Annotated in this window: 22 protein-coding genes; 15 read left to right on the top strand and 7 right to left on the bottom strand. The window is 68.4% G+C overall.

Annotation, left to right across the window (positions count from 1 at the left end):
• Positions 1–307: 307 nt before the first annotated feature.
• A complete protein-coding gene (locus tag AWQ68_RS44525; RefSeq protein ID WP_218007217.1) occupies positions 308–739 on the bottom strand; it encodes a GntR family transcriptional regulator in 432 nt (143 codons plus the stop codon).
• 1027 nt (positions 740–1766) lie between these two features.
• Between AWQ68_RS44525 and AWQ68_RS37805 the strand changes: the two genes are divergently transcribed.
• Complete coding sequence (locus tag AWQ68_RS37805) at positions 1767–2087, top strand: hypothetical protein (RefSeq protein WP_066950773.1); 321 nt, start codon at positions 1767–1769, stop codon at positions 2085–2087.
• A 662-nt stretch (positions 2088–2749) separates the two neighbouring features.
• Here AWQ68_RS37805 and AWQ68_RS43845 read toward each other — a convergent pair.
• Positions 2750–3295, bottom strand: a complete 546-nt coding sequence (locus AWQ68_RS43845; protein WP_169809064.1) for a hypothetical protein — start codon at positions 3293–3295, stop codon at positions 2750–2752.
• 4 nt (positions 3296–3299) lie between these two features.
• On the opposite strand from AWQ68_RS43845, the gene AWQ68_RS37790 reads away from it, so the two are divergent.
• From AWQ68_RS37790 to AWQ68_RS37780, 3 genes are all read left to right on the top strand, one after another.
• Positions 3300–3593 carry a hypothetical protein gene (locus AWQ68_RS37790; protein ID WP_157546399.1) on the top strand — a complete coding sequence of 98 codons (294 nt, stop codon included), beginning with the start codon at positions 3300–3302 and terminating at the stop codon, positions 3591–3593.
• Between the two features lie 361 nt (positions 3594–3954).
• Complete coding sequence (locus AWQ68_RS37785) at positions 3955–5316, top strand: NAD-dependent succinate-semialdehyde dehydrogenase (RefSeq protein ID WP_066950765.1); 1362 nt, start codon at positions 3955–3957, stop codon at positions 5314–5316.
• A 637-nt stretch (positions 5317–5953) separates the two neighbouring features.
• Positions 5954–6835, top strand: coding sequence for a hypothetical protein (locus AWQ68_RS37780; protein ID WP_066950762.1), 882 nt, complete (start codon positions 5954–5956; stop codon positions 6833–6835).
• A 93-nt stretch (positions 6836–6928) separates the two neighbouring features.
• On the opposite strand, the gene AWQ68_RS37775 is transcribed toward AWQ68_RS37780, so the two are convergent.
• A complete protein-coding gene (locus AWQ68_RS37775) occupies positions 6929–7393 on the bottom strand; it encodes a DUF4829 domain-containing protein (RefSeq protein WP_084464853.1) in 465 nt (154 codons plus the stop codon).
• 260 nt (positions 7394–7653) lie between these two features.
• Positions 7654–8166, bottom strand: a complete 513-nt coding sequence (locus tag AWQ68_RS37770; protein ID WP_157546398.1) for a hypothetical protein — start codon at positions 8164–8166, stop codon at positions 7654–7656.
• Between the two features lie 203 nt (positions 8167–8369).
• Between AWQ68_RS37770 and AWQ68_RS37765 the strand changes: the two genes are divergently transcribed.
• The 4 genes from AWQ68_RS37765 (at position 8370) to AWQ68_RS37750 (ending at position 10300) form a co-directional block, all read left to right on the top strand.
• Entirely contained in the window at positions 8370–8924 is a 555-nt protein-coding gene (locus AWQ68_RS37765) for a GNAT family N-acetyltransferase (protein ID WP_084464852.1), read from the top strand.
• A gap of 411 nt (positions 8925–9335) precedes the next feature.
• Positions 9336–9833 carry a hypothetical protein gene (locus AWQ68_RS37760; RefSeq protein ID WP_157546395.1) on the top strand — a complete coding sequence of 166 codons (498 nt, stop codon included), beginning with the start codon at positions 9336–9338 and terminating at the stop codon, positions 9831–9833.
• 42 nt (positions 9834–9875) lie between these two features.
• The gene (locus AWQ68_RS44520) at positions 9876–10097 is read left to right on the top strand and encodes a hypothetical protein (RefSeq protein WP_066950752.1); all 222 of its coding nucleotides are present in this window, start codon (positions 9876–9878) and stop codon (positions 10095–10097) included.
• A gap of 29 nt (positions 10098–10126) precedes the next feature.
• Positions 10127–10300, top strand: coding sequence for a ferredoxin (locus AWQ68_RS37750; protein ID WP_245656511.1), 174 nt, complete (start codon positions 10127–10129; stop codon positions 10298–10300).
• A 289-nt stretch (positions 10301–10589) separates the two neighbouring features.
• Here the strand turns inward: AWQ68_RS37750 and AWQ68_RS37745 are convergent, their stop codons facing one another.
• Entirely contained in the window at positions 10590–11030 is a 441-nt protein-coding gene (locus tag AWQ68_RS37745; RefSeq protein WP_157546392.1) for a hypothetical protein, read from the bottom strand.
• 111 nt (positions 11031–11141) lie between these two features.
• On the opposite strand from AWQ68_RS37745, the gene AWQ68_RS37740 reads away from it, so the two are divergent.
• The gene (locus AWQ68_RS37740; protein ID WP_084464851.1) at positions 11142–11969 is read left to right on the top strand and encodes a TetR/AcrR family transcriptional regulator; all 828 of its coding nucleotides are present in this window, start codon (positions 11142–11144) and stop codon (positions 11967–11969) included.
• A 228-nt stretch (positions 11970–12197) separates the two neighbouring features.
• On the opposite strand, the gene AWQ68_RS37735 is transcribed toward AWQ68_RS37740, so the two are convergent.
• On the bottom strand, positions 12198–13748 hold the full coding sequence (locus AWQ68_RS37735) for an aldehyde dehydrogenase family protein (RefSeq protein WP_066950749.1): 1551 nt from the start codon (positions 13746–13748) through the stop codon (positions 12198–12200).
• A gap of 9 nt (positions 13749–13757) precedes the next feature.
• Positions 13758–14381 (bottom strand): GntR family transcriptional regulator, encoded by a 624-nt coding sequence (locus AWQ68_RS37730; RefSeq protein ID WP_084464856.1) that lies wholly within the window; start codon positions 14379–14381, stop codon positions 13758–13760.
• A 160-nt stretch (positions 14382–14541) separates the two neighbouring features.
• Between AWQ68_RS37730 and AWQ68_RS37725 the strand changes: the two genes are divergently transcribed.
• From AWQ68_RS37725 to AWQ68_RS37700, 6 genes are read left to right on the top strand one after another with little or no spacing between them, the layout of a single operon-like run.
• Complete coding sequence (locus tag AWQ68_RS37725; RefSeq protein WP_066950745.1) at positions 14542–15447, top strand: transporter substrate-binding domain-containing protein; 906 nt, start codon at positions 14542–14544, stop codon at positions 15445–15447.
• Positions 15444–16235, top strand: a complete 792-nt coding sequence (locus tag AWQ68_RS37720; protein WP_066950743.1) for an amino acid ABC transporter permease — start codon at positions 15444–15446, stop codon at positions 16233–16235. The genes AWQ68_RS37725 and AWQ68_RS37720 overlap by 4 nt, the downstream gene beginning before the upstream one ends.
• Before the next feature lie 23 nt (positions 16236–16258).
• The gene (locus tag AWQ68_RS37715) at positions 16259–17023 is read left to right on the top strand and encodes an amino acid ABC transporter ATP-binding protein (protein ID WP_066950740.1); all 765 of its coding nucleotides are present in this window, start codon (positions 16259–16261) and stop codon (positions 17021–17023) included.
• 5 nt (positions 17024–17028) lie between these two features.
• Positions 17029–18234, top strand: a complete 1206-nt coding sequence (locus tag AWQ68_RS37710; protein WP_066950737.1) for a metal-dependent hydrolase family protein — start codon at positions 17029–17031, stop codon at positions 18232–18234.
• A complete protein-coding gene (locus tag AWQ68_RS37705; protein ID WP_066950735.1) occupies positions 18227–19804 on the top strand; it encodes an amidohydrolase in 1578 nt (525 codons plus the stop codon). The genes AWQ68_RS37710 and AWQ68_RS37705 overlap by 8 nt, the downstream gene beginning before the upstream one ends.
• Entirely contained in the window at positions 19798–21867 is a 2070-nt protein-coding gene (locus AWQ68_RS37700; RefSeq protein WP_066950732.1) for a dehydrogenase E1 component subunit alpha/beta, read from the top strand. The genes AWQ68_RS37705 and AWQ68_RS37700 overlap by 7 nt, the downstream gene beginning before the upstream one ends.
• The last annotated feature ends 15 nt before the right edge of the window (positions 21868–21882 follow it).

The raw sequence follows: 21882 nt of genomic DNA, 5'->3' as shown, positions 1-21882 counted from the left end.
GTATGCGTCCGCCGATGATCTCAAGATCGCTCCTGCCGGGTTGGTGCTCAGCCGATCGGGTAGGCGTCTTCCAATTCGTGACGGTCGGCGGGAAGCAGCACGTTCACCACGAGATGGGAACGGCCGGAGGCGTCACGCACGGCCGCGTAGACGTCCAGGACCGGAGTGTTCTACGGCGCACCAAGCCGCTTCGCCTCATCCGTTGAGGGCATGCGTGCGGTGATCTGTTCGATGATGTGATCGCACCGCACGCCCTTATGCGCCTGGAGATGATGCCGGATGCTGTCCGGCAACGGGTCGGCGCTGGTCAGATCCGTCCCTTCCACAGGTCCAAGGGTAGCCAGAACGAGACGATCTCGGACGGCTCGCCATCGCGGACCACGAGGCGGCGACGCAGGAACGCCCGGCTCTTGGCCGGAAGATCAAGCAGCGCGGCAACCCGGTTCGGTACAGTCTGCGCGCCCGCTTCCAACACCTCGCCAGGGGAAGCGGTCTCGGGGGTGGTCAGGTAGGCATGACCGGGTCGCGGCTGTTCGGCCAGGGCGAGCGCGGGACGGCCCCGTACGAAACGGCCCTTGCCCTGCTGTGACTCGATCCAGCCCTGTTCTCTCAGCACCCGCAACGCGGCAACAACGGTGGGGCGGGACACGCCGAACTCTTGGATCAACTGGTTCTCACTGGGAAGCAGCGTCCCCGGCGGGTAGTCTCCCGCTTCAATACGCCGCTGAAGCGTCTGCACAAGTTGCGCATACTTCGGAGGCACGGACTCTAGCGACATCACGACCGTCCAGCAGCCGACAGGTTGTTTTACCAAGATTGAGCCTAGCCCGGCTCCAGCAGCTCGGACCGCCTCTCCGAACGCAGCACCGGCACACCCTTGTGCATCATCACCACTGCGTCGCGCACTCTTACGTGGTCCGTGCCACACTTCACCCAAGCAAGCGCGCGACGAGGTTCCCAATACCTCCCAGGAAGGCCACGGCACCCAGCACCAGCAGGACAGCAACCTGAAAGGTCCCCTCACCCAACGGCGACATCTCTACAAGCTCACTCGGATTCTCCGGATCCACCAGCAGTGGTACCTGCTGCCCAGCCTGTCCGTGTACCCCTCACCCTGTACCGGCGGAGACCACAACCTCATGCTCCTGCTGATCCGAGCCAATGTAGAGAACTCGAAGTGCTCCGACGCCCTCTCTCCGAATGACAGAGCCTGTCGTGCGATAGACCCGCCTCCGCAGTCTCCGCATTCTGCGGATCGCCGCGACCGCCCAGACCAACAAGGCGACGCCAAGCACGGCCACCGCGACGATCAGAGAAAGGCCGGAACGTGCCCGAGCGAATCACCTGGACCATGCACCACTTCTCCCAGGCCAACCCGAAGGGCCACCGGCAAGGAGATGTGCCGGCGCTTCTCCGTAGAGTCGCAGACAGCATCGAGGACCTCGGAGACGTCGAGGTACACGACATGGTCATGCACACCGAGATCACAGCGGAGGGCCCTTGGCCGAGCCTCACCGTGTACTTCAACTACAAGACCGATCAGCCTTGAACCTGCGTCCTGGCCCCCGATCGTCGTGCAATTAGCGTGCAATTAGGCAGGGTGACGAGCGGTCAATCACGGTCACTCATAACCGGCCCCACGCGCAGGTCAGCACCCGGACGGGCCGTGATCCATGCGATTCCCAAGCTGATATGCGAGTGGTTCCACTACCCACAACAGCGAGCGATCTTGACGCTGCACCATGGCAATGCCAGCATCCAGCACCATGACCGCCCACCCTTCCGATCCGGACCGGCACAGCTACCGACCCTTCGCCGCCATCCTTCTTTTCTTAAGTGCGATCCTCATGGTCATGCCGGTTCGCCGCGTCCTGATCGAAGTGAACGAGTACGGGCTGCGGCAGTTACTCGTTCCGACACTGATCCTGGTCGGACTTCCTGCGTTCGGGGCACTCATCGGAGCATTCTTGAGGTTCCAGGGGCCGGGGAGTAGGTTCTTCGGAATCGCATTAGGGATCTTCGTTGCCAGCGTGAGCCTGATGGGGCTCCTCGCCTACTGGTTCTACTACTCGGTCACCCACATCTGAGCCGGCTCAAGCGAATGAAGCGCTCTTGGCTTGCTGGATGCTGAGGGCGCACCAGTCTCCAAAAACCCCTGAGCGCCTCAAACAGGCCAGGAAGTCCACCAACCTTATGGGGGCCACTTTGGGAGCCACTCGAACGGACGATCATGAACTGAGCTGGAGGGGTCTGAATGCCCGGAGTCCCGGCGAGCAGCGCGGCGAACGGCTCTGAACGATCCTGGAGACTGCTTGGGGGCCTACGGATCAGAAGGCTAGGCCGCATGTCACGGCGCGGGATATATGCGGGATGGTCTCCACCGCCTGGAAGATCAGCATCCCAACACCGCAGGTCACAGACATCGACGCCAAGCAACGGATCATCCACTTCTCATCCGACGGTCGGGGGTTCGAATCCCTCAGGGCGCGCTCTCTCCTCGCAGCACGAAAGAGTCCCTGACCAGCGGTAATGCCGGTCAGGGACTCTCTTGTTGTGTCCGGTGGCGTACGGCTATGTCCGATCCGTTGCGGGTGATCGTGCCAAATACGTGCGCAGACTTTCTGGGCGTGTTTTGGATCAGTCGATGCCCCTCAGCGCGTCCGAGATCCGCCGCTTGGCGGCCTCGTCCTGGCCCGCGATGTACTTGGCGTAGATCCGCAGGAGAACCTCCACGCTGTGACCGGCCCACTCAGCCACCTGGGTGGCGGGCACGCCCGCGTTGGGTCACGTTGAGACGCACGCGTGCCGAAGGTCGTAGACCCGCTTGGCCAGCGGCGAGGGTGTGGTTCACGACGCTGCGGCGGTCGATCTCGTTGGCGGACCGGGGCGGCTTCCACTTCAGCCCTTTGACCGGGTTGGTGGGCAGGAGCTTGAGTTCGACGGCGTAGTCCATCGCGTTCTGCAGGATGGTCTTATTCCGCAGAACGGTGCTCGTAGCGGCCCGCTTGCCGTCGAGCAGCGAGGTTGCCGTGTCGAGCAGTTCCCGCACGGCCGCCGGGTTGTCGGCGAGGGCCGGAGCGGGCTTGGTGTTGGCTTCGAGCCAACGAAGTGCGGCGGCAGCTTCACGAGGAGCGTCGTTTCGCTGCTTCGTATTGAAACCCCACCGGCGCATCGCCGTACGCAGGGTGAGGTCGTCCGGCTTGCCGTTTCCGTCGGCCGGCATGGCGGGAGTAGCGGCGGTAAGCGCGCGGGCGATGTCCTGGCGGTACTTCGCCGATGCGGTCTTCCACTTCATGTCGGTGAACTTGCAGGCGAACTCGTACCAGCTCAGGTTTGACCGCTCTATGCGATTTCACGAGATCGGCTCCCCAGTGGGCAGGCTGAATGCCTCAGCCTGCGCGCCGCGGCCTGAATCGGTCCCCGGTAGGTGTCGGTCTGAGCAGCTCCGGCCCGAGAAGAACGCCGCTCCCATCATCATGGGGATCTACACCAACCGCACCCCAGGCTTCGCGACCGACAACAAGACCATCGCCAAGACCGCCACCATCCTGGCCCGCGGGTCGGCAAGCTCTGAGGTCTCGCACCGTGGTTGAAGCACGCGAACGCACCGACGGTAGTCTCTGAACCGAAGAGATCGGCGGAGCGACGCTCGAGCTCAGCGGCCAGTGGGTCCCCCCAGACCAGACAGCTCTGATCGACATGATCGAAGCCGGGCCGCGAGCCGTACGGCGGCCGACGCCATGACAACCCCTGTTACCCGAGGCGCACCGTGAACATCTGCAGGGCCGCCGTCGCCCCGTACTCGGGGCCCGAGGCGCTCGACCCTGTTGTCTCCTTCGAGAGCGACCAGGCGAGCGAGGGGCGGACGCGTCGGCGCGGAACTCCGCACCGCCGACACTCACAATCGGTGCCCGACCCGGCACCGGCTGAACCACTCCCGACAGGAGAACGACGATGAGCACCAGTCCCTCCTACCAGGTGACCGACCCGGCGACGGGCGAGGTCGTCGAGACCTTTGAGCCGGCGACCGACGCAGACGTCGAGGCCGCGCTGACGGCCGCCGCTGCGGCGTACGCGACGTGGAAGGACGTCCCGATCACCCGACGTGCCGAGATCGTCAGCAAGGTCGGAGCACTGTTCGCCGAGCGTGCGGATGAGCTCGCCGCGATCGCGGCCCAGGAGATGGGCAAGCCGATCTCGGAGGGAGTGGGGGAGGTCGAGTTCTGCCAGGCGATCTTCGACTACTTCGCGACCGAGGGCCCGACGCTCGCTGCGGACCAGCCGATCAAGACGTTCGCAGGCGGAAAGGCGGTCGTACAGAAACTGCCTATCGGCCCCCTGCTCGGGATCATGCCGTGGAACTTCCCGTTCTACCAGATCGCCCGTTTCGCGGCGCCCAACCTGATGCTGGGCAACACGATCATCCTCAAGCACGCCGAGTCGGTGCCGAGGTCGGCGCTCGCGGTCGAACAGATCATGAAGGACGCCGGCGTGCCGGAGGGCGCGTACGTCAACCTGTTCGCGACCCACGAGCAGATCGAGACGATCATCGCCGACCCGCGGGTGCAGGGCGTCTCGCTGACCGGATCCGAGCGGGCCGGTGCGATCGTCGCGTCGCTCGCGGGGAGGCACCTGAAGAAGTGCGTGCTCGAGTTGGGAGGCTCCGACCCTTACGTGATCCTCGACAGCGAAGACGTCGCGGAGGCGGCGGAGACCGCGTGGGACACCCGCATGTACAACATGGGCCAGGCCTGCAACTCCAACAAGCGCATGATCGTGATGCATGACATCTTCGATGACTTCGTCTCGGAGCTCACTCGGAAGGCGCTCGCGATCGAGCCGGGGTCATTCGCCCCGATGTCATCTCGGGCGGCTGCGGAGACGCTCGCGGCCCAGGTCGAGGACGCGGTCAGCAAGGGAGCGACGCTGCATGCCGGAGGTGTGCTGTGTGACGCCCCGGCGGCGTACTACTCGCCTGCCGTCCTCACGGGTGTCACCCCGGACATGCGGGCCTACAGCGAAGAGCTGTTCGGGCCGGTCGCCGTGGTCTACAAGGTCGGCAGCGACGAGGAGGCCCTGGAGCTGGCGAACGACACACAGTACGGACTGGGTGGCGCCGTGTTCAGCACCGACGTGGATCGAGCCACATCCATGGCCTCACGGCTCGAGACCGGGATGTCGAACGTGAACACCCCTGCCGGTGAAGGCGCGGAAATTCCGTTCGGCGGGGTGAAGCGCTCCGGGTTCGGCCGCGAGCTCGGTCCCCTCGGCATGGACGAGTTCGTCAACAAGCGGATGTTCTTCGTCGCAGACTGACAGCGCCGCGTGATGAGGCCGACGGATCCAGGAGCCGTCGGCCTCATCACGCCCCCGCTCTCGAAACTGAGTCCTCAGCCCACTCCTTTTCGTCTGCCGGGATGCCGGGACGCCCGTGGACCGGCGGTGCGTGCTCGCGACGTGCTCGCATGTCCCGGAACGCGCCGTCAGCCCTCGTCACGACCCGTCATCGAATCCGGATGGGTTGCGGACGAAGCATCACGAATCGGTAGTCCAAAGTCTTGAACGTCCGCAGTCAGCACGCGAACGATCTTGCGTCTAATCCGACGGTCGGGGGTTCGGATCCCTCGGGGCGCGCTCTCCAGACCAGGCCACATCCCCTGTGGTCTGGTCTTTTGCTTTGGCATGGCATGCGCCGCGTATGCGCCCGCAGGCTGTCGAACGCAGCCTGATGCCACCACTCCGGAGGCCTCGCTCGTCATGGGCCCTGCCGGAATCGGTGAACCGCTCGTTGCTCTCCTCACCCCTGGAGAGTTCGAGCCCTGCACCCCGAACGCCGGAGGAGGCCCCATCAGGTACGCCCACGGAATCTTGCGCTTGATCGCTTTCCTCGGCGAACCAAAAAGGACAGGCAACACGTCCCAGTGAAGTGCGATCTCTTCGGGTAGTTCTCGCTTTGCTCGCTGTCGTCGTTCTCACCGGAGGCGACCGCGAGGAAGCCAGGGCCCAATTGGATTACGTCGTCACCGCCTCGTGCCCGAAGGGGCGGCCGGACCCGGTCCTGCCGCCCGCGCCACGCCAGCCGCTCCCCGACGGCTTCGTTCCGGTCAAGGTCATCCGCTGCCGTTGGGAGTCCCGCTATCTGCCCGGCAAGGGGCTCTGGGAGGTCGTGATCCAGGAGCGCGCCGACGGCCCCGCAACCGGGCTGATGGCCGAGCTACGCCGCCCGTCCGAGTGGTCGTTGTTCGACCAGATCTGCACGCTTGAGGGCTTCTTGGTCGATTACTTCGTCGTGGTCGACTCCTCCGGCAAGGCGGTGCTACCCGACGTGCCAACTAGCGTATGCGGAGAGCCGTTCCCCTCCGCTCTGGCCGCCATTCGCAGCCTGCCGTACCACGTCGACAAACAGATACCCATTCGGAGGGGCGGGAGCGAAAAGGCCTTCAGGGCCGGCTGTAGCGAGGAGTACCCCGACATTCTCCGCCCCCCGGGATGGCCAGAGGTAGTGGCCTCCCACATCTGGAATCCCCCGCCGGAGGGCCTACGGGTATGCGTCTACCACATCACAGAGAAGACACCGGACACGGCCCCGATCTGGAAGTTCAGGGGAAAGCTCGAATCTTCGCGCATCCTCCAGGGCAGCAAACTGCGCACCCTGCTCAACGCCCTGAACACCGCGCCAACGAGCGACTGCCCGAGCAACCACACCCGGTTCGCAGTACTGACCCCCGGCTCCTGGGAGGCATACGTCGAACTAGACGGGTGCCATAACGTCCGGCGCCCCGATGGAACCCTCGGCCGTCTCACCCCTGATGCCGTAGCACTCCTCGCCGAGTGAAAAGGCCTGCCACACCCGCTAATCGCATCGAAAACACATTTGGCCGCACTGCCGATTTGTCCTCGCCGCACCGATGCCACGCCGCCGCACGAGTCAGCCAACTCCGGCATCGTTTATCCGCCACGGCTGACCCGCACTGGCACGGACCAGGATGTATCCCCAAGTGGTGGGACCATTCGGCATGGAGCTCTCGTCGCCGTGCCTGAGCGTGAACGACACCGGAACGTTCACGGCCTCCCGGTAGCGCTTGCCGTCTGGAGACTGGTAGCCGGGTTCAGGCTGTGGCGTCTCGATCTCCACATCGGAGAGCTTCGCATCGTCGAAGAGGCTGTCAACGACTTTCTCTTCCTGCTCAGCGAAGCGCTGGGTCGACAGCCGTCGCCCCGCCTCCCTGTCATGGGCATTGATCGCATCTATGTAGGCCGCCACCACCCGCTGAGGTGATGTGCCAGCAGGAAGAGCCGCCTTCTTCTCGCCGTTCTGGCAACCCGCAACCAGCACGACGCCCAAAGCGGCGAGAACGAGCCCGACGACAATCCGGGCAGAAACCCATCCCATGATCCGTTCCCAAACTCGACGCTGAGCGTAATGCCCCCGGACAAGGTCATCAGAGCCTATATAAGGGCGAACACGAGCGCGCGTTCATGACGAGTACCCAGGGCTGCGGGGCGGTCGCCCGTCCTCACACCGCATACGCCTCCGGCAGGGGCGCTCCGGTTCCAGGGTGATCGCCCGCACATTGCCGAAGACCGTAGGGGCTGAGATTCCGAAGGGGGCGCAGAGTGATCCGCGACCATTGGCCGGCACGGTTCCCACTTCTACGAACCCTGATCATTCATCGCCTCAAGCCGGTCGGTTGCGGCGTTCGCGATCTTCCGTGCTTGCCCGCGGAGTTCATCGTCACTCGGCGGAGTCGCCTGCGGGGCCTCCCAGTCGTCGATGAGCCCCATCAGCCGGAAGATCTCCTCAGGGCCGTCGCACTTGTCCCTGAGTTCGAGGATCAGGAAGTCCGCACCCTTACCGATGGGGAGTGTGCCCTCGGCTACTCCCTGCGCCACATCGCGGGCGACTTCCCATGGTGGGCGCTGGACATCGATGGGTGGGAAGCCGCTCTCCGCCGGCACCTCGCGGACGAGCGGCTCGACGTCGGTCATTGATCCGATGGACAACGTGTAGCCCGCCAGCTCCCACACCGCTGGAGAGTCCAGACCGGCTTCGATCAGTTCGCGGGCAAGCCAGCCTGCCTCCGGCGCGGGCCCCGAGAGGCGGCCCCAGAGGAGATCACATCGCAGCTCAGCCAGACGATTTCTGAGCTCAGGGGAGAGTTCCATCAGACCAGTGTTCCGCGGTTGATCACTCATGAGGCCAGAGCGCCCTCTGTGCGCTGGTTGTCGCTCAGCCGCTTCATGTTCCACGACCGTGATCAAAGTAGAAGGTCAACGTGCCGGCTTTGATCTTCTCGGCCATCGGCGAGCCATCGGCTCATGATCAGCCCACCGGCAGGTTTCGACGGTCCGCAAATACAATCACCGGGATGGAGACTTCCTTGATCCGTCGGAGAACTGTCGAGGATCTGCCTGCGTGCGTCGATGCTCTCGCCACCGTGCATGCATCCGATCGCTACCCGGTGGACTGGCCCGCCGATCCCGCGCGATGGCTGACGCCATCCCACCTGGTTGAGGCATGGGTGGCGGTTGAAGGGCTTGACGTGGTCGGACACGTGGGGCTCTCACAGCTTGACGCGGCAACTCTTGAGCCGTCCCTCATTGAGGCCCTCGGTATGCCGGCCGCTCCGGTTGCATCGATCACCCGGCTCTTCGTCACCCCTCGGCGGCGAGGCCGCGGGCAGGCCGCCCAGCTCCTCGAGGCGGCCTGCGAGGAGGTGGCCAACCGAGGTATGTCTCTCATGCTCGACGTGTCGGACGACGGCTACGCGGCCATCGCTCTGTACGAAAGTCTCGGATGGCGACGTGTCGTAACCATCCGCGCCGACTGGCTGAACGCAGCAGGCGAACGCGCTTTGGTGCATTACTACGTGAGTCCTGAGACGGCGCGTAAGACAGGATGCGCCGCCGGTCTGTACGAGTAGGCCGTTCTGGGAGCCACCGTGGGAGTCGCTCGAAGCGGCGATCATGAACTGAGCCGAACGGACCTGATCGCCTGAGCGGCTCGCGACCAGCGAGGCGAACGGTTCTGAACGAACCCTGGTGATCGTTGGGAACCTACGGATCTCAGAAGGCCGGGTCGCATGTCCGGCGCGGGATATATACGGGATGGTCTCCTGTCTCCAGAGAGATTTGTGTCGCCACACCGCAGGTCACGGGCATTTGCGCCGGGCAAGAGACAGGGATCGGCACGGACCGGCTGCGGTGCCGGCTGGCCGCTATGCCATCACCGGGGGACCGGCGGCTTCAGCGATGTCCTGTGATATTCCAGCAGTGCCTTGGGGGCTCATCGCGCGCCTCTTAACGGCCCCGAGTTCGATGCCTATGATCATTTGGTGGCGCATTCCACCTCCGGCCCGGGATCGGCTTCGTCGGCGAGGCGCGTGGCCATACGGCTATGGGCGCTTCGAGTCGCCCAGATTGTGGGCGCGGGGGCGGTCGGGGCTCTGATGACCGCCTGCCTGGCACCACTGTTGATTTTCGGGTTTCTTATTGGGGGAGTGGCCGGCCTCTTTTTGGCCTCCGTCCCCGTGGGCATCGTCGGCACGGTCGGGTTGCTGGCCGTGGTCGCGCTCGTGACCGGTGGTGCCTCATCGCTCGCGTCCGCGTCTCCAGTGGGTTGGGCCATCCTCGTCTTCGTCGGGGGAATGGCGGGTTGGATTACCGGGGCTGTGATCTTCCAAGGCGATTTTCCCGGTCCTGGAAGAGCGGTCCTGGTCTACAGCGGTATCCCTTTCGCCTTGGCGGCCATAGCGTGCATGGGCCGGTGGGCGATAGCCATCTCCCTCCTGCTTGCCGTGGCCGTGCTGGCGACGCTGCTCCACATGAGTTGAGGACTGCTACCGAAATGCCGAGTGAGGTGCGCCGCAGCGTAAATGAAATCTCGGCGGCAATGGAGTCTGACCGCCGACGAGGCCGGGTTCCCAAGAAGGGCTGCCGTCGTACAGCGACGCCACGCGACCATCCGGGAGGCCGTCGAAGCCGTCAAGCCCGAGACGCGCTACGCCGTCGGCCGGCTGGCCGACAAGCTCCTGGAGCTTGACCGCACGCTGCCGGACCGCGAGTTCGACAAGCTTGCCACGAATGCCATCAGGTAGCAGCCATGCGCGTCTTCGCGGACACGTAGCTGTGCACCGGTGCGGGCCTGTGCGTCATCGCCGCCGCGGAGGTGTTCGACCAGCGTGACGAGGACGGCCTCGTAGCGCTCCTGCGGCCGGAGCCCCCGGCCGAGGCCCAGGCAGCCGTACGGCAGGCGGCGTTGTTCTGCCCCACCCGGGCCATACGGCTGGAGGAACCATGATCGGGCTGTTTCCGGTCGGCCGACGGGGGCGTGGCCGACGCCGACCGCATTGTCGAGGGCATTGGGCATCGCCGACGTCGGCGGCCGTCACGCTGACGCGGCCCCGCGCCCGGCTGACATTGATCAAGAATCCCTGTGGGCGGATCCGCGCACCTTCTGCAGCGCCTGCCTGAACAGGACGAACCCCGCCCCCGAAGAGACGGGGGCGGGGTTCGTCGACCGACCCCGATCCCGGCGAGGAACGAGACCGCCGTCCCTCGCTCGGAGCGCCGCGGCTACTGACGCCGTGTCAGGCGGTCACGCTCTTGCGCGTGGACCGGCCGGCCCACAGCAAAGCGACCGCCGCGAGGCCGCTCAGACAGGGAAGCGCGCCGGTGGCGGTCACCATGAGCGGGTGGGGCTGGGTGAAGTTGTAGACCAGCAGGACGCTCCCCACGACGAAGGCCGCGGTCGCCGTGATCCGGACGCGCCGTGTGCCCTTCCCGGCCTTCCGCGCCATCCACAGCCACAGGACGAATCCGGCCCCGTAAAGGGCGTACAGGTATGTGGCGATGCTCGCCGTCGTCATGCTCAACCAGCCGGGGGCGCGGCCCGGATAGGTGTCGTGAAGGTGGCGGGCGAGGCCCCCGCCCGACTGGTCGACGACCAGGGCGAGTACGGCTACCAGCGTGAGCGCCGCCCCCGTGTACATGGCGACGGTCGCTTTCCGCATGGGCGGTGTTGGCTGCATCGGACCTCCTCGGTCGTACGGCGTTCCGATAGTGTGCCGTGTTGGAACTTCGGATATGGAACTTGAAACATCATGTCTCAACGAGAGTACAACATGAGCGATCAGTCACGAATGGCCACAGGTCCCGCCCGGCGACGCCGCAGGCTGTCGGACGAGGAGACCGAGCGGCGTATGCTCCAGGCCGCCATGGCCGCGATCGACGACACCGGGCTGACCGTCAGCATGGAGCACATCAGCTTCGAGGACGTCATCCGCGACGCGGGCGTCTCGCGCAGCGCCGCCTACCGCCGCTGGCCGTACAAGGACCTGTTCTTCAGCGACCTGCTCAGGGAGATCGCCGGAGCGGCGACACCCGCGGCCGTCGCGGAGGAGAGGTCGGCGAGCGAGCTGGTCAGGGCCGTGGCCAGGGACCGGCTGGACTGGCTGGAGACACCCGAACGGCGCCGGGAGCTGTGCGCGGAGATGCTCCGCCAGGGGGCGCTGCACGACTTCGAGACCATCCACGGATCGACGCAGTGGCGGACCTACATCGCCCTGCACGCGACGTTCCTGAGCCTGGACGACGGACAGCTGCGTGCCGACGTGCGCGACGCCCTCGCCCGGTCGGAACGCGCGTTCGTGGAACGGATCGCCGAGGCCTACCGGCACATGGCCGAACTGCTCGGCTACCGCCTGCGGCCCGAACTCAACGCCACGTTCGAGACGATGGCGAGCCTGGCGCACGCCACCATGCGGGGGCTGGTCATCATGGCCATGTCCACCCCGGACATCGCGACGCGACGCGTCGAAGCAGGTCCCTTCGGAGCGTCGGAGGCGGCCGAGTGGTCGTTGCCGGCCATCGGGATCGCCGGCACCGCCTTCACCTTCCTGGAGCCCGACCCCGGGATCGAATGGAACGACGAACGGCTCCGCGAGGTCCGCCAGGCCCTCGTCCAGTGAAGACCCCGGACAGGCCGCTTCGCGCCGCGATCGCCGGTTGCGGGAGAGCACGTCGGGAAATTCGTCCGGTCGCCAATTTCCCGAAATCCGCACTGGGATTCGGTCGCCGTCCTCACCGGCCGAGGACCCGGGGCGCTCACCTCACGGCTGCCTCCGGCCGCCCCCGGCCGCACCTCCTGGTCGTGGGGGAAACCAGGAGGGCGCGGGTCATCCGAGGCGGCGTGGCTGTCACCCGAGCTGGTAGTCGAGGTCGGGTTCGACGGCGGCGACGTCCATCTGCGCCTTCTGCAGCCGGCCCGAGTAGTCCCAGTTCATCGCCTGCCAGCGGGTGAACTGGTCGAGCACCCACTGGCCGGACTGGCGGCTGCCGTTCCCGGAGCGGCCGTTGCCGCCGAAGGGCAGGTGGGCCTCGGCGCCCGAGGTGGAGTTGTTCACGCTGATCATGCCGGCCCGGATCTTGCGGCGGAACCGGAACACGTTGGCCGGATCGACCGTGTAGATCGACGACGAGAGGCCGTACCCGGGGGCGTTCGCCAGCTCGATCGCCTCGTCCAGGCTCCGGTACGGCGTGACGCCCACGAGCGGGCCGAACGTCTCGTTGTCGAACAGCGCGTCGCCCGGCCGCACGCCGGACACGATGACCGGGTGGTAGTAGAGCCCCCGCTCGGCGTCCCCGGTGAACCCGGCCCTGGGGTTGTCCGGCCCGATCCGTCCGATTCCGGTCGATCCGTGGATGGAGTGGGCGGCCCCGATCCACTCCAGGTGCTTCTCGTGCGACCGGGCGAACTTCTCGTCCAGCATGGGCCCGTACAGCACGTCGCCGGCCGGGTCGCCGACCACCGCCGCGCGGGCCGCCTCGTCGAACAACCGAATGAAGTCCGAAACAACAGATTCGTGGACAAGCGCCGTGCCAAGTGAGGTGCACCGCTGCCCGGCGGTGCCGAAGGCGGAGAAGAGCGCCCCCTCCACCGCCTGGCCGAGGTCGGCGTCCTCCGTCACCACCATGGGGTTCTTGCCGCCGAGTTCGAGGCACGGCGACTGCAGGTGGCGGCCGCACAGCTCGCCGATGCGCACGCCCACCTCGCTCGATCCGGTGAAGCCGACCTTGTCCACCAGCCCCGCCTCCAGGGCGTCCGTCAACCCGGAGAAGGTCTCCGGCCCCTCGGCGAACACCACGTTGAACACGCCGGAGGGGAGGCCCGCGTGGGCGAACAGCTCGTACAGCGCCTCGGCGCAGGCGGCGGCGTACTCCGCGGGCTTCCACACCACCGCGTTGCCGCACAGCAGCGCCGGCACGATGTACCAGGACGGGACGGCCACCGGGAAGTTCCCCGCAGTGATCACGGCGGCCACGCCCACCGGCTCGCGGAAGGTGAAGAGCTGCTTGTCGGGCATCTCCGACGGGACCGTCTGCCCGTACAGGCGCCGCCCCTCGCCCAGGAAGAACGTGCAGGTGTCGGCCAGCTCCTGAACCTCGCCGCGCGCCTCTTTCAGCGGCTTGCCGACCTCCTGGACGATCAGCCGGGCCAGCCGCTCCGCGTTGGTCCGCACGAGCCGGCCCACGTTCGCGATGACCTCGCCGCGCACGGGAGCCGGGACGTCGGCCCAGGAGCGCTGCGCGTCACGGGCCGTACGGCACGCGGCGACGAAGCCGCGCTCGTCGCTGAGCCGCACCTCGGCGACCAGCTCGTCGGTACGCGCCGGATTCGTGGAGCGGAACATCCGGGCGCCGTCGGACGGACGATCGCCCGCGACGATGGATCGGATGGTGCGGGACATGACGTCTCCTTACGCGTTCGTGCGGATGCTGTGCGAGCACCCCTGCAAGTGGTCCTCTGCGGTGCGACGGGCCAGGTCGCCGTCGCGCTCGAGAATCGCCGCGATGACCTCGCGCTGGTCCAGTACGTGCGGGCTCAGGTCGGGCAGGTGGTTCAGCCGGTGGAACCAGATCCGCATGCCCAGGTTGAGGTAGGTCGTCAGCGTGCTCTCGAGGTAGGGGTTGTGGGCGGCGCGGTAGACGGCCCGATGGATCTCGGCGTCGAAGAGGACGAGGCGCAGCATGTCGGCCCCGCCCGCGATCTCCCGGGTGATTTCCTCGGACAGACGCTCCAGCGTCCGCCGCTGCTCCGTGGACGCCCTCCGCGCGGCGCGGTCGGCGGCCAGGCCCTCCAGCGGCACCCGCACTTCGGTGAGCCACAGCTCGTCGTCGAGCTGTATCTCCGAGGCGAACGTGCCGCGCCGTGGGTAGACCGTGACCAGCCGCTCGACCGACAGGCGCTTGAGCGCCTCGCGCACCGGCGTACGGCCGACGCCGAGCTCGCGCATCAGCTTCTCCTCATCGACGGGGGTGCCGGGCGGGATCCCCACGGTGACGATCTGATCGCGGATGTAGACGTAAGCCCGCTCGGCCATCAGCTGGCCTGTGTTGGATTCACGCACGCCCTCCGCCATCCGCGTCTCCTGTTCTGATCGGAAGTATTGACGCGCTTTCGTCGCGAAGTCTACATTCCTGAGCACTCAGATATATCAGATGTGTTTGAGACGTATGTGAGTTGCCGGTCAGGAGGAACTCATGGTCAGCAGGCGAGTTCTGGCGGTCGTCGTCGCCGGATGCATGCCCTTCGCCCTCAGCGCGTGCACGAAGGCCCCGGCCGACGGCGGAGAGCACGTCGCCAACGCGGCGGTCCAGCCCCCCAAGCCCTATGCCGACACGGGCGTCATCAACCTCTGCTCGGCGTTCACCAACCCGCCCCGTATCTACATGCATGACGGAGAGCGCGTCGGCGCCGAGTTCGAGCTGGGCACGGCCCTCGCCGGAGAGCTCGGCCTGAAGATCAACTGGACCCAGTACGAGTCCTCGGGCCTACTGTCCGGCCTGATCGGCAAGCGCTGCGACATGCTCATCGACGAGTTCGCCGACCGGGCCGAGCGGCGCGACAAGGTCTGGTGGCTGCCCTCGTCGTACGCGGTCACCCAGGTCGTGGTGCCGAAGGGCAACCCGAAGCAGATCCACAGCTTCGAGGACATGCCCGGCAAGAAGGTCGGGGTGCCCGACGGCACGCTGGCGCAGGACATGGTCGTCGCCTGGAACAAGAAGATCGTCGCCGAGGGCAAGGCGCAGATCGACGTCGTCACGCTGCCCAACACCCGCGACATGTTCCAGCAGGTCGCGGCGAAGAACCTGGACGCCGCCGTGGGCACCGACTCCTCGGCCGCGTACTACGGCGCGCTCGCCAACGGCGGCATCGAGTCGGGCGGCGCCGGCTGCACCTCCGGCACGACCGACGACGACCGGGTCGGGTTCCTGATCCGCAAGGACGAGCAGGAGCTCTTCAAGGCGATGGAGAAGGCGATGGAGAACCTCCGCGGGAACGGCCGCTACCAGAGCATCTTCGAGAAGCACGGCCTCGGGTCGGTCACCCTGGACAAGTTCGGCGACGGCAAGCCGCCGCTGTGCGCCCCCGGGGTCAAGCTGTGACGTTCGACTGGCATTTCTTCTTCACCCACCTGTTCAACCTCTCGCCCGGCTATCTCGGCGCGATGCAGCGCACGATCCTGCTCGCGGTGATCGCGCAGACCCTCGGCATCGTGCTGGGGCTGTTCCTCGGCATCGCGCGGCTGTCGAAGTTCCGGCCGATCCGGTACGCCGCCGCGGTGTACGTGTGGATGCTGCGCGCCGTGCCCGAGCTGGTGATCCTCATGCTGCTCTTCACCGGGCTCGCGGCGGCGGAGATCTACCGCTTCGAGGACGCCTACCTGTTCGGCCAGATCAAGGTCTCGGCCGGCTTCCAGGCCGCCTGCGTGGGCCTGGCCATCCGGGAGGCCGGCTACATGGGCGAGATCTTCCGCAACGGCATCCAGTCGGTGGACCGGCGTCAGGTCGAGGCGGCCAAGGCCCTCGGCATGCGGCGCTCCACCATGCTGCGCCGCGTGATCATCCCGCAGGCCATGCGGGTGATCATCCCGCCGATGGGCAACCAGTTCAACGTCATGCTCAAGGTCACCTCGCTGGCCGCGGTGATCGGCGTGCCCGAGCTGTTCCAGACCACGGGGACGTACGCGGCGCAGACCTTCCGGGTGTTCGAGCTGTTCGTCGGGCTGGCCGTCAACTACGCGCTCATGACCTCGGTGTGGAGCGTGGTCCAGTCGGTGATCGAGGCCAGGCTGAGCCGGCACGAGGCCACCGCGGGCTCCCGCACGCTGCTGGGCCGGATCCGCGAGCACCTGATCGGCACCGGCGGCCGGGAAGCGGGGCAGACGGCGTGACACCCGGAAACGGAGCGGACGGCGTGACGACCAAGGCCGCCATACGCGCGCAGGACGTGCACAAGTGGTACGGCCCGCTGCACGTGCTCAAGGGCATCGACCTCACCGTGGCCACCGGCGAGGTGGTCTGCCTGATCGGGCCGTCCGGCTCGGGCAAGAGCACGTTCCTGCGCACGATCAACCATCTCGAGTCCATCCAGCAGGGACGGATCTACGTCAACGACGAGCTGGTCGGCTACCGCGAGACCCCCGACGGGCGGCTGCAGCCGCTCAGCGAGAACGCCATCGCCGACGCCCGCCGCCACATCGGGATGGTGTTCCAGGACTTCAACCTGTTCTGGCACATGACCCTGCTGGAGAACCTGATCGAGGGGCCGGTACGGGTCCTCGGGACGTCCAAGGAGGAGGCCGTCGAGCGCGCGCACGGCCTGCTGGAGCGGGTGGGCCTGGCCGACAAGGCCGACGCGTACCCGCGAAAGCTGTCCGGAGGCCAGCAGCAGCGGGGCGCCATCGCGCGGGCGCTCGCCATGCGCCCGTCAGTGCTGCTGTTCGACGAGCCGACCAGCGCCCTCGACCCGGAGACGACCGCCGAGGTGCTGACGGTCATGGAGGAGCTGGCCCACCAGGGCATGACCATGATCGTCGCATCGCACGAGATGGGCTTCGTACGGCGGGCCGCCGACCGCATCGTGATGATGGAGCACGGCGTGATCATCGAGGACCTCCCCGCCGACCGGATCGGCACGGCCGACGGCCGGATCGGCGACTTCGTCAGGCACCTGGAGTAGCGACCATGACCCGAACCCTCTTCCACGGCGGCCGCGTCTTCGACGGCACCGGCACCCCCATCGCCCAGGCCGACGTCGTCGTCGAGGACGGCCGGATCGTCGAGGTCGGCACCGGACTCGACGGGGACGTGGGCGTCGACGCCTCCGGCCTGACGCTGCTGCCCGGCCTGTTCGACTGCCACGTCCACGTGACCGGCTCCGGGCTCGACCTGCCGACCCGGCTGGAGCAGCCGTTCTCGTACCAGTTCTACGCGGCGATGGCCAACCTCGCGGCGACGCTGGACTGCGGCATCACCACGGCCCGCGACGCCGAAGGCGCCGACCTGGGGGTCCAGCTCGCCCTCGAACGCGGTCTGATCCAGGGCCCGCGGCTGCAGATCTCGATCTCGATGATCAGCCAGACCGGCGGGCACGGCGACGGCTGGCGCGCCTCCGGGAACCACTTCCTGTACGGCCTGCCGTACCCGGGACGCCCGGACGGCATCGCCGACGGCCCCGACGAGGTCCGGCGCAAGGTGCGCGAGCTGCTGCGGGCCGGGGCCGAGGTCATCAAGGTGTGCACGACCGGGGGAGTGCTGTCGCCCCGCGACGATCCCCGGCACCGCCAGTTCAGCCCCGAGGAGCTGGCGGTCATCGTGGACGAGGCCGCCGCGCAGGGCCGCGCGGTGATGGCGCACGCGACGTCCCCCGCCGGAGTGAAGAACGCGGTGCGGGCGGGGGCGCGCTCGATCGAGCACGGCACCATCCTCGACGACGAGTCGATCGAGATGATGGTCAAGGCCGGCACGTGGCTGGTGCCCACGCTCTCGGCCGGGCACTCCCTGCTCGCCATGGCCGACCAGGGGATGCGGATCAGCCCGAACGCGCTGGCCAAGGCGCGCGAGATGACCGGCGTGCACCGCGAGTCCGTCGCCCGGGCGTACGCCGCCGGGGTGAAGATCGCGATGGGCACCGACAGCGGGGTGACGCCGCACGGCGAGAACCTGCTGGAGCTGCGGCTCATGCAGGAGGCCGGGATGAAACCGGAGGACGTGCTGGCGGCGGCCACGTCGTCGGCGGCCGACCTGCTCGGCGTGGCGGACGACCGGGGCACCATCGCCCCCGGCAAGCGCGCCGACCTGGTCCTGGTCGACCGCGACCCGTACGACCTCGCCGATCTCAAGTCCGCCATCGTGGCGGTGTACCAGGACGGTGTGCGCGTACGTGGGTGACGACCTGCTGATCCGCGACGCCTCGATCTTCGCCGCGGACACGCCCGACCCGGCCCGCGCGCGGGCCCGGGCCGGCTGCGTGGCCGTACGCGGCGACCGCATCGTCGCCGTCGGCGACGAGGATCGGTGCCGCCGGGCGGTGCCGGGTGCCGAGGTGATCGACGCGGGCGGCGGCTCGCTGCTGCCCGGCCTCATCGACTGCCACGCCCACCTGCTGAATCTCGGCGAGACCCACGTCGACCTCGACCTGCGCGGGATGACCGACATGGCCGGGATCGTGGAGCTGGTGGCCGTCCGGGCCCGGGAGCTGCCGGAGGGCACCTGGATCGTGGGGCGGGGGTGGGCGGGCGACCGTCCGGCGGTCGATCGGCTCAGCGCGGCGGTGCCCGGCCACCCCGTCCTGTTGAACCGGTTCGACGGCCACGGTGCCATCGCCAACCGCGCCGCGCTCCGCCTGGCCGGGATCGGGCGCGACACCCCGGATCCGTCGGACGGCCGCGTCCTGCGCGACGAGACCGGCGAGCCGACCGGCGTCCTCGTCGAGGGCGCCGCCCGGCCGGTGCGCGAGGCCGTACCGCCCATGGACGGCCCGCGCCGCCGCGAGCTGCTGCGGCTCGGCGCCCGCGACTGCCTCGCGCTGGGGCTGACCGGGCTGCACGACGCCATCGAGGACGTGGCCTGGCTCGACGCCTACCCGGGGCTCGACGGACCGCGCGTCTTCGGGATGCTGAACGCCCCCGAGGAGGGCGACCTCGCCGAGTTCGCCGCCGAGCACCTCTTCGCCGGGGACGCGAGCTTCGGCGTCCGGCGGCTGCGCCTCATCTTCGACGGCGGCCTCGGCGCGCGCGGAGCGCTGCTCAGCCGCCCGTACGCGGACGACCCGTCGGGCGCGGGGTTCCAGCTCATGCCGGTCGAGCGCGTGGTCGAGGCCGGGCGCGCGGTGCGCCGCCTCGGGTTCGACCTGGTCGTCCACGCGATCGGCGACCTGGCCAACCGCCTGGTGCTCGACGCGTTCGAGACGGTCGGCGACGCCCGGGGGTTCATGATCGAACACGCCTCCGTGATGACGGAGCGGGACCGCGACCGGCTGGCGCGGCTCGGCGTGATCGCCTCGGTGCAGCCCGTCCACGTCACGGACGACCTGGCGTGGACCGCCCATCGGCTGGGGGAGGAGCGCGCGCGGGACGCCTACGCCTTCCGGGACCTGCTCGACCGGGGCGCGCTGCTGGCCTGCGGCTCCGACTTCCCGGTCGCCTCCCCGAACCCCTTCCACGGGATACACGCCGCCGAGACGCGGCGCCGGCGCGAGGGCGGCGCGGAGGTCGGGCAGGCGTTCGGCGCGGACCAGCGCGTCACCCGGGCGGAGGCGATCTTCGGCTACACCCGCTGGGCGGCCCGCGCCGCCGGGCTCGATCACGAGCTGGGCTCCGTCGAGCCGGGCAAGCTCGCCGACCTCGTGCTCCTCGACCGCGACATCATGGCGGTGACCGCCTCCGAGGTGGCGGACGCGACGGTGCGTCACACCATCGTGGGAGGCCGGGTCCGCCACGAAGGGAGCCCACGTTGCTGACCGACGCCCGCCTGCTCGAGCTGTACGACAGCCAGCTCGGGAGCAGGCACCTGGACCTGGCGGCCCGGGAGCTTCGCGCCCAGGGCGCGGGCTTCTACACCATCGGGTCGGCCGGGCACGAGGGCAACGCCGCCGTGGCCGCGGCGCTGCGGCCCACCGACCCCGCGTTGCTGCACTACCGGTCGGGGGCCTTCTACCTGGAACGGGCCCGGCAGGTGCCCGGCACGGATCCGCTGCGCGACGTGCTGCTCGGCCTGGTCGCGGCGGCCTCGGAGCCGATCGCGGGCGGGCGGCACAAGGTCTTCGGGCATCCGAAGCTCAACGTCATCCCGCAGACCTCGACCATCGCCTCGCACCTGCCGCGCGCGGTCGGCGTGGCCTTCGCCGTCGAACGGGCCGCCAAGCTCGGCGTGGCGTGCGCGTGGCCCCACGACTCGGTGGTCGTGTGCTCCTTCGGGGACGCCTCGGCCAACCACTCGACCGCCACCGGAGCGCTCAACACCGCCGCGTACTGCGCGCACCAGGGGCTCCCGCTGCCCGTGCTGTTCGTGTGCGAGGACAACGGCATCGGCATCAGCGTCCGCACCCCGGGCGGATGGATCGCGTCGTACGGCTCCCGCCTCGGCATGCGCCACTTCACCGCCGACGGGTGCGACGTGGCCTCCGCGTACGAGGCCGCCGCCGAAGCCGCCGAATGGGTGCGCAGGACCCGGCGTCCGGCCTTCCTCCACCTGCGCACGGTGCGGCTGATGGGCCATGCCGGGTCGGACGCCGAGGTGGCCTACCGGTCGCGGGCGGAGATCGCGGCCGACGAGGAGCGCGACCCGCTGACCGCGACCGCACGCCTGCTGGTCGCGCGGGGCGTCGTGACCGAGGACGAGGTGGCCGCCCTGGCCGAGGCCAAACGCGAGGAGGTGCGGGCGATCGCCCGCGAGGTCGCGTCGGCCGCGCGGCTGGAGACGGCACGCGCCGTGATGGCGCCGCTCGCCCCGTCGCGTCCGGCCGCCGTCGCGGGGGAGGCGGTGGCCGCCGCCCACGCGGCGCGGGCCCGCCCGGCCGAGCCGGTCACGCTGGCCCAGGCGATCAACCAGACGCTCGCCGACCTCCTCGACCACTGCCCCGAGATGCTGGTCTTCGGCGAGGACGTGGCGCGCAAGGGCGGCGTGTACGGCGTGACGCGCGGGTTGCTCCGCCGGGCCGGCGCGGGGCGGGTCTTCGACACGCTCCTCGACGAGCAGTCGATCCTCGGCCTCGCCCTCGGCGCGGGCCTGTCCGGCCTGCTCCCGGTCCCCGAGATCCAGTACCTCGCCTACCTGCACAACGCCGTCGACCAGATCCGCGGCGAGGCGGCGACACTGTCGTTCTTCTCGTCCGGGCAGTACCGGAACCCGATGGTCGTGCGGGTCGCCGGATACGCGTACCAGAAGGGGTTCGGCGGCCACTTCCACAACGACAACGCGGTGGCCTCCCTGCGGGACATCCCGGGGCTGGTCGTCGCCACGCCCTCCCGCCCCGACGACGCGGCCGCGATGCTGCGCACCTGCGTCGCCGCCGCCCGCGCCGACGGCAGGGTGTGCGTCTTCCTGGAGCCGATCGCCCTCTACCACACGCGCGACCTGCACGACGAGGGCGACGGCGAGTGGCTGGCGCCCATATCGGCCGAGCACGTGCCGATCGGCCGCGCCCGCGTGTACGGCTCGGGCGACGAGCTCACGATCGTCACGTTCGGCAACGGCCTGCACATGAGCCTGCGCGTCGCGCGGCGTCTCGGCCTGCGCTGCCGCGTGCTCGACCTGCGCTGGCTGGCCCCGCTGCCGGTGGACGACCTGCTGCGGGAGGCGACGGCCACCGGCCGGGTGCTGGTCGTGGACGAGACCCGCCGGTCGGGCGGCGTGTCCGAGGGCGTGCTCGCCGCGCTGGCCGACGCGGGATTCGACGGTCGCGTCGCGCGCGTGACCAGCCGGGACAGCTTCGTCCCGCTCGGGGACGCCGCCGCGCACGTCCTGCTGACCGAAGACGAGATCGAGGCGGCCGCGCTCGATCTCGTACGGGGCCGCCCGTGACGGGAGCCGGCCGGT

This window comes from Microtetraspora fusca (genome assembly GCF_001570365.1).
Lineage (GTDB): Bacteria > Actinomycetota > Actinomycetes > Streptosporangiales > Streptosporangiaceae > Microtetraspora > Microtetraspora fusca.
Note: the sequence above shows the minus strand (reverse complement) of the source record. Positions and strands in the feature narration are given on the sequence as shown.

What these genes read in the sequence shown, in the direction of transcription:
- AWQ68_RS37805 (WP_066950773.1), top strand. Translation starts at nt 1,767, where the DNA reads ATGACCGCCCACCCTTCCGATCCGGACCGGCACAGCTACCGACCCTTC.
- AWQ68_RS43845 (WP_169809064.1), bottom strand. Translation starts at nt 3,295, where the DNA reads ATGAAGTGGAAGACCGCATCGGCGAAGTACCGCCAGGACATCGCCCGC.
- AWQ68_RS37785 (WP_066950765.1), top strand. Translation starts at nt 3,955, where the DNA reads ATGAGCACCAGTCCCTCCTACCAGGTGACCGACCCGGCGACGGGCGAG.
- AWQ68_RS37775 (WP_084464853.1), bottom strand. Translation starts at nt 7,393, where the DNA reads ATGGGATGGGTTTCTGCCCGGATTGTCGTCGGGCTCGTTCTCGCCGCT.
- AWQ68_RS37770 (WP_157546398.1), bottom strand. Translation starts at nt 8,166, where the DNA reads ATGGAACTCTCCCCTGAGCTCAGAAATCGTCTGGCTGAGCTGCGATGT.
- AWQ68_RS37765 (WP_084464852.1), top strand. Translation starts at nt 8,370, where the DNA reads ATGGAGACTTCCTTGATCCGTCGGAGAACTGTCGAGGATCTGCCTGCG.
- AWQ68_RS44520 (WP_066950752.1), top strand. Translation starts at nt 9,876, where the DNA reads ATGAAATCTCGGCGGCAATGGAGTCTGACCGCCGACGAGGCCGGGTTC.
- AWQ68_RS37745 (WP_157546392.1), bottom strand. Translation starts at nt 11,030, where the DNA reads ATGCAGCCAACACCGCCCATGCGGAAAGCGACCGTCGCCATGTACACG.
- AWQ68_RS37740 (WP_084464851.1), top strand. Translation starts at nt 11,142, where the DNA reads ATGGCCACAGGTCCCGCCCGGCGACGCCGCAGGCTGTCGGACGAGGAG.
- AWQ68_RS37735 (WP_066950749.1), bottom strand. Translation starts at nt 13,748, where the DNA reads ATGTCCCGCACCATCCGATCCATCGTCGCGGGCGATCGTCCGTCCGAC.
- AWQ68_RS37730 (WP_084464856.1), bottom strand. Translation starts at nt 14,381, where the DNA reads ATGGCCGAGCGGGCTTACGTCTACATCCGCGATCAGATCGTCACCGTG.
- AWQ68_RS37725 (WP_066950745.1), top strand. Translation starts at nt 14,542, where the DNA reads ATGGTCAGCAGGCGAGTTCTGGCGGTCGTCGTCGCCGGATGCATGCCC.
- AWQ68_RS37710 (WP_066950737.1), top strand. Translation starts at nt 17,029, where the DNA reads ATGACCCGAACCCTCTTCCACGGCGGCCGCGTCTTCGACGGCACCGGC.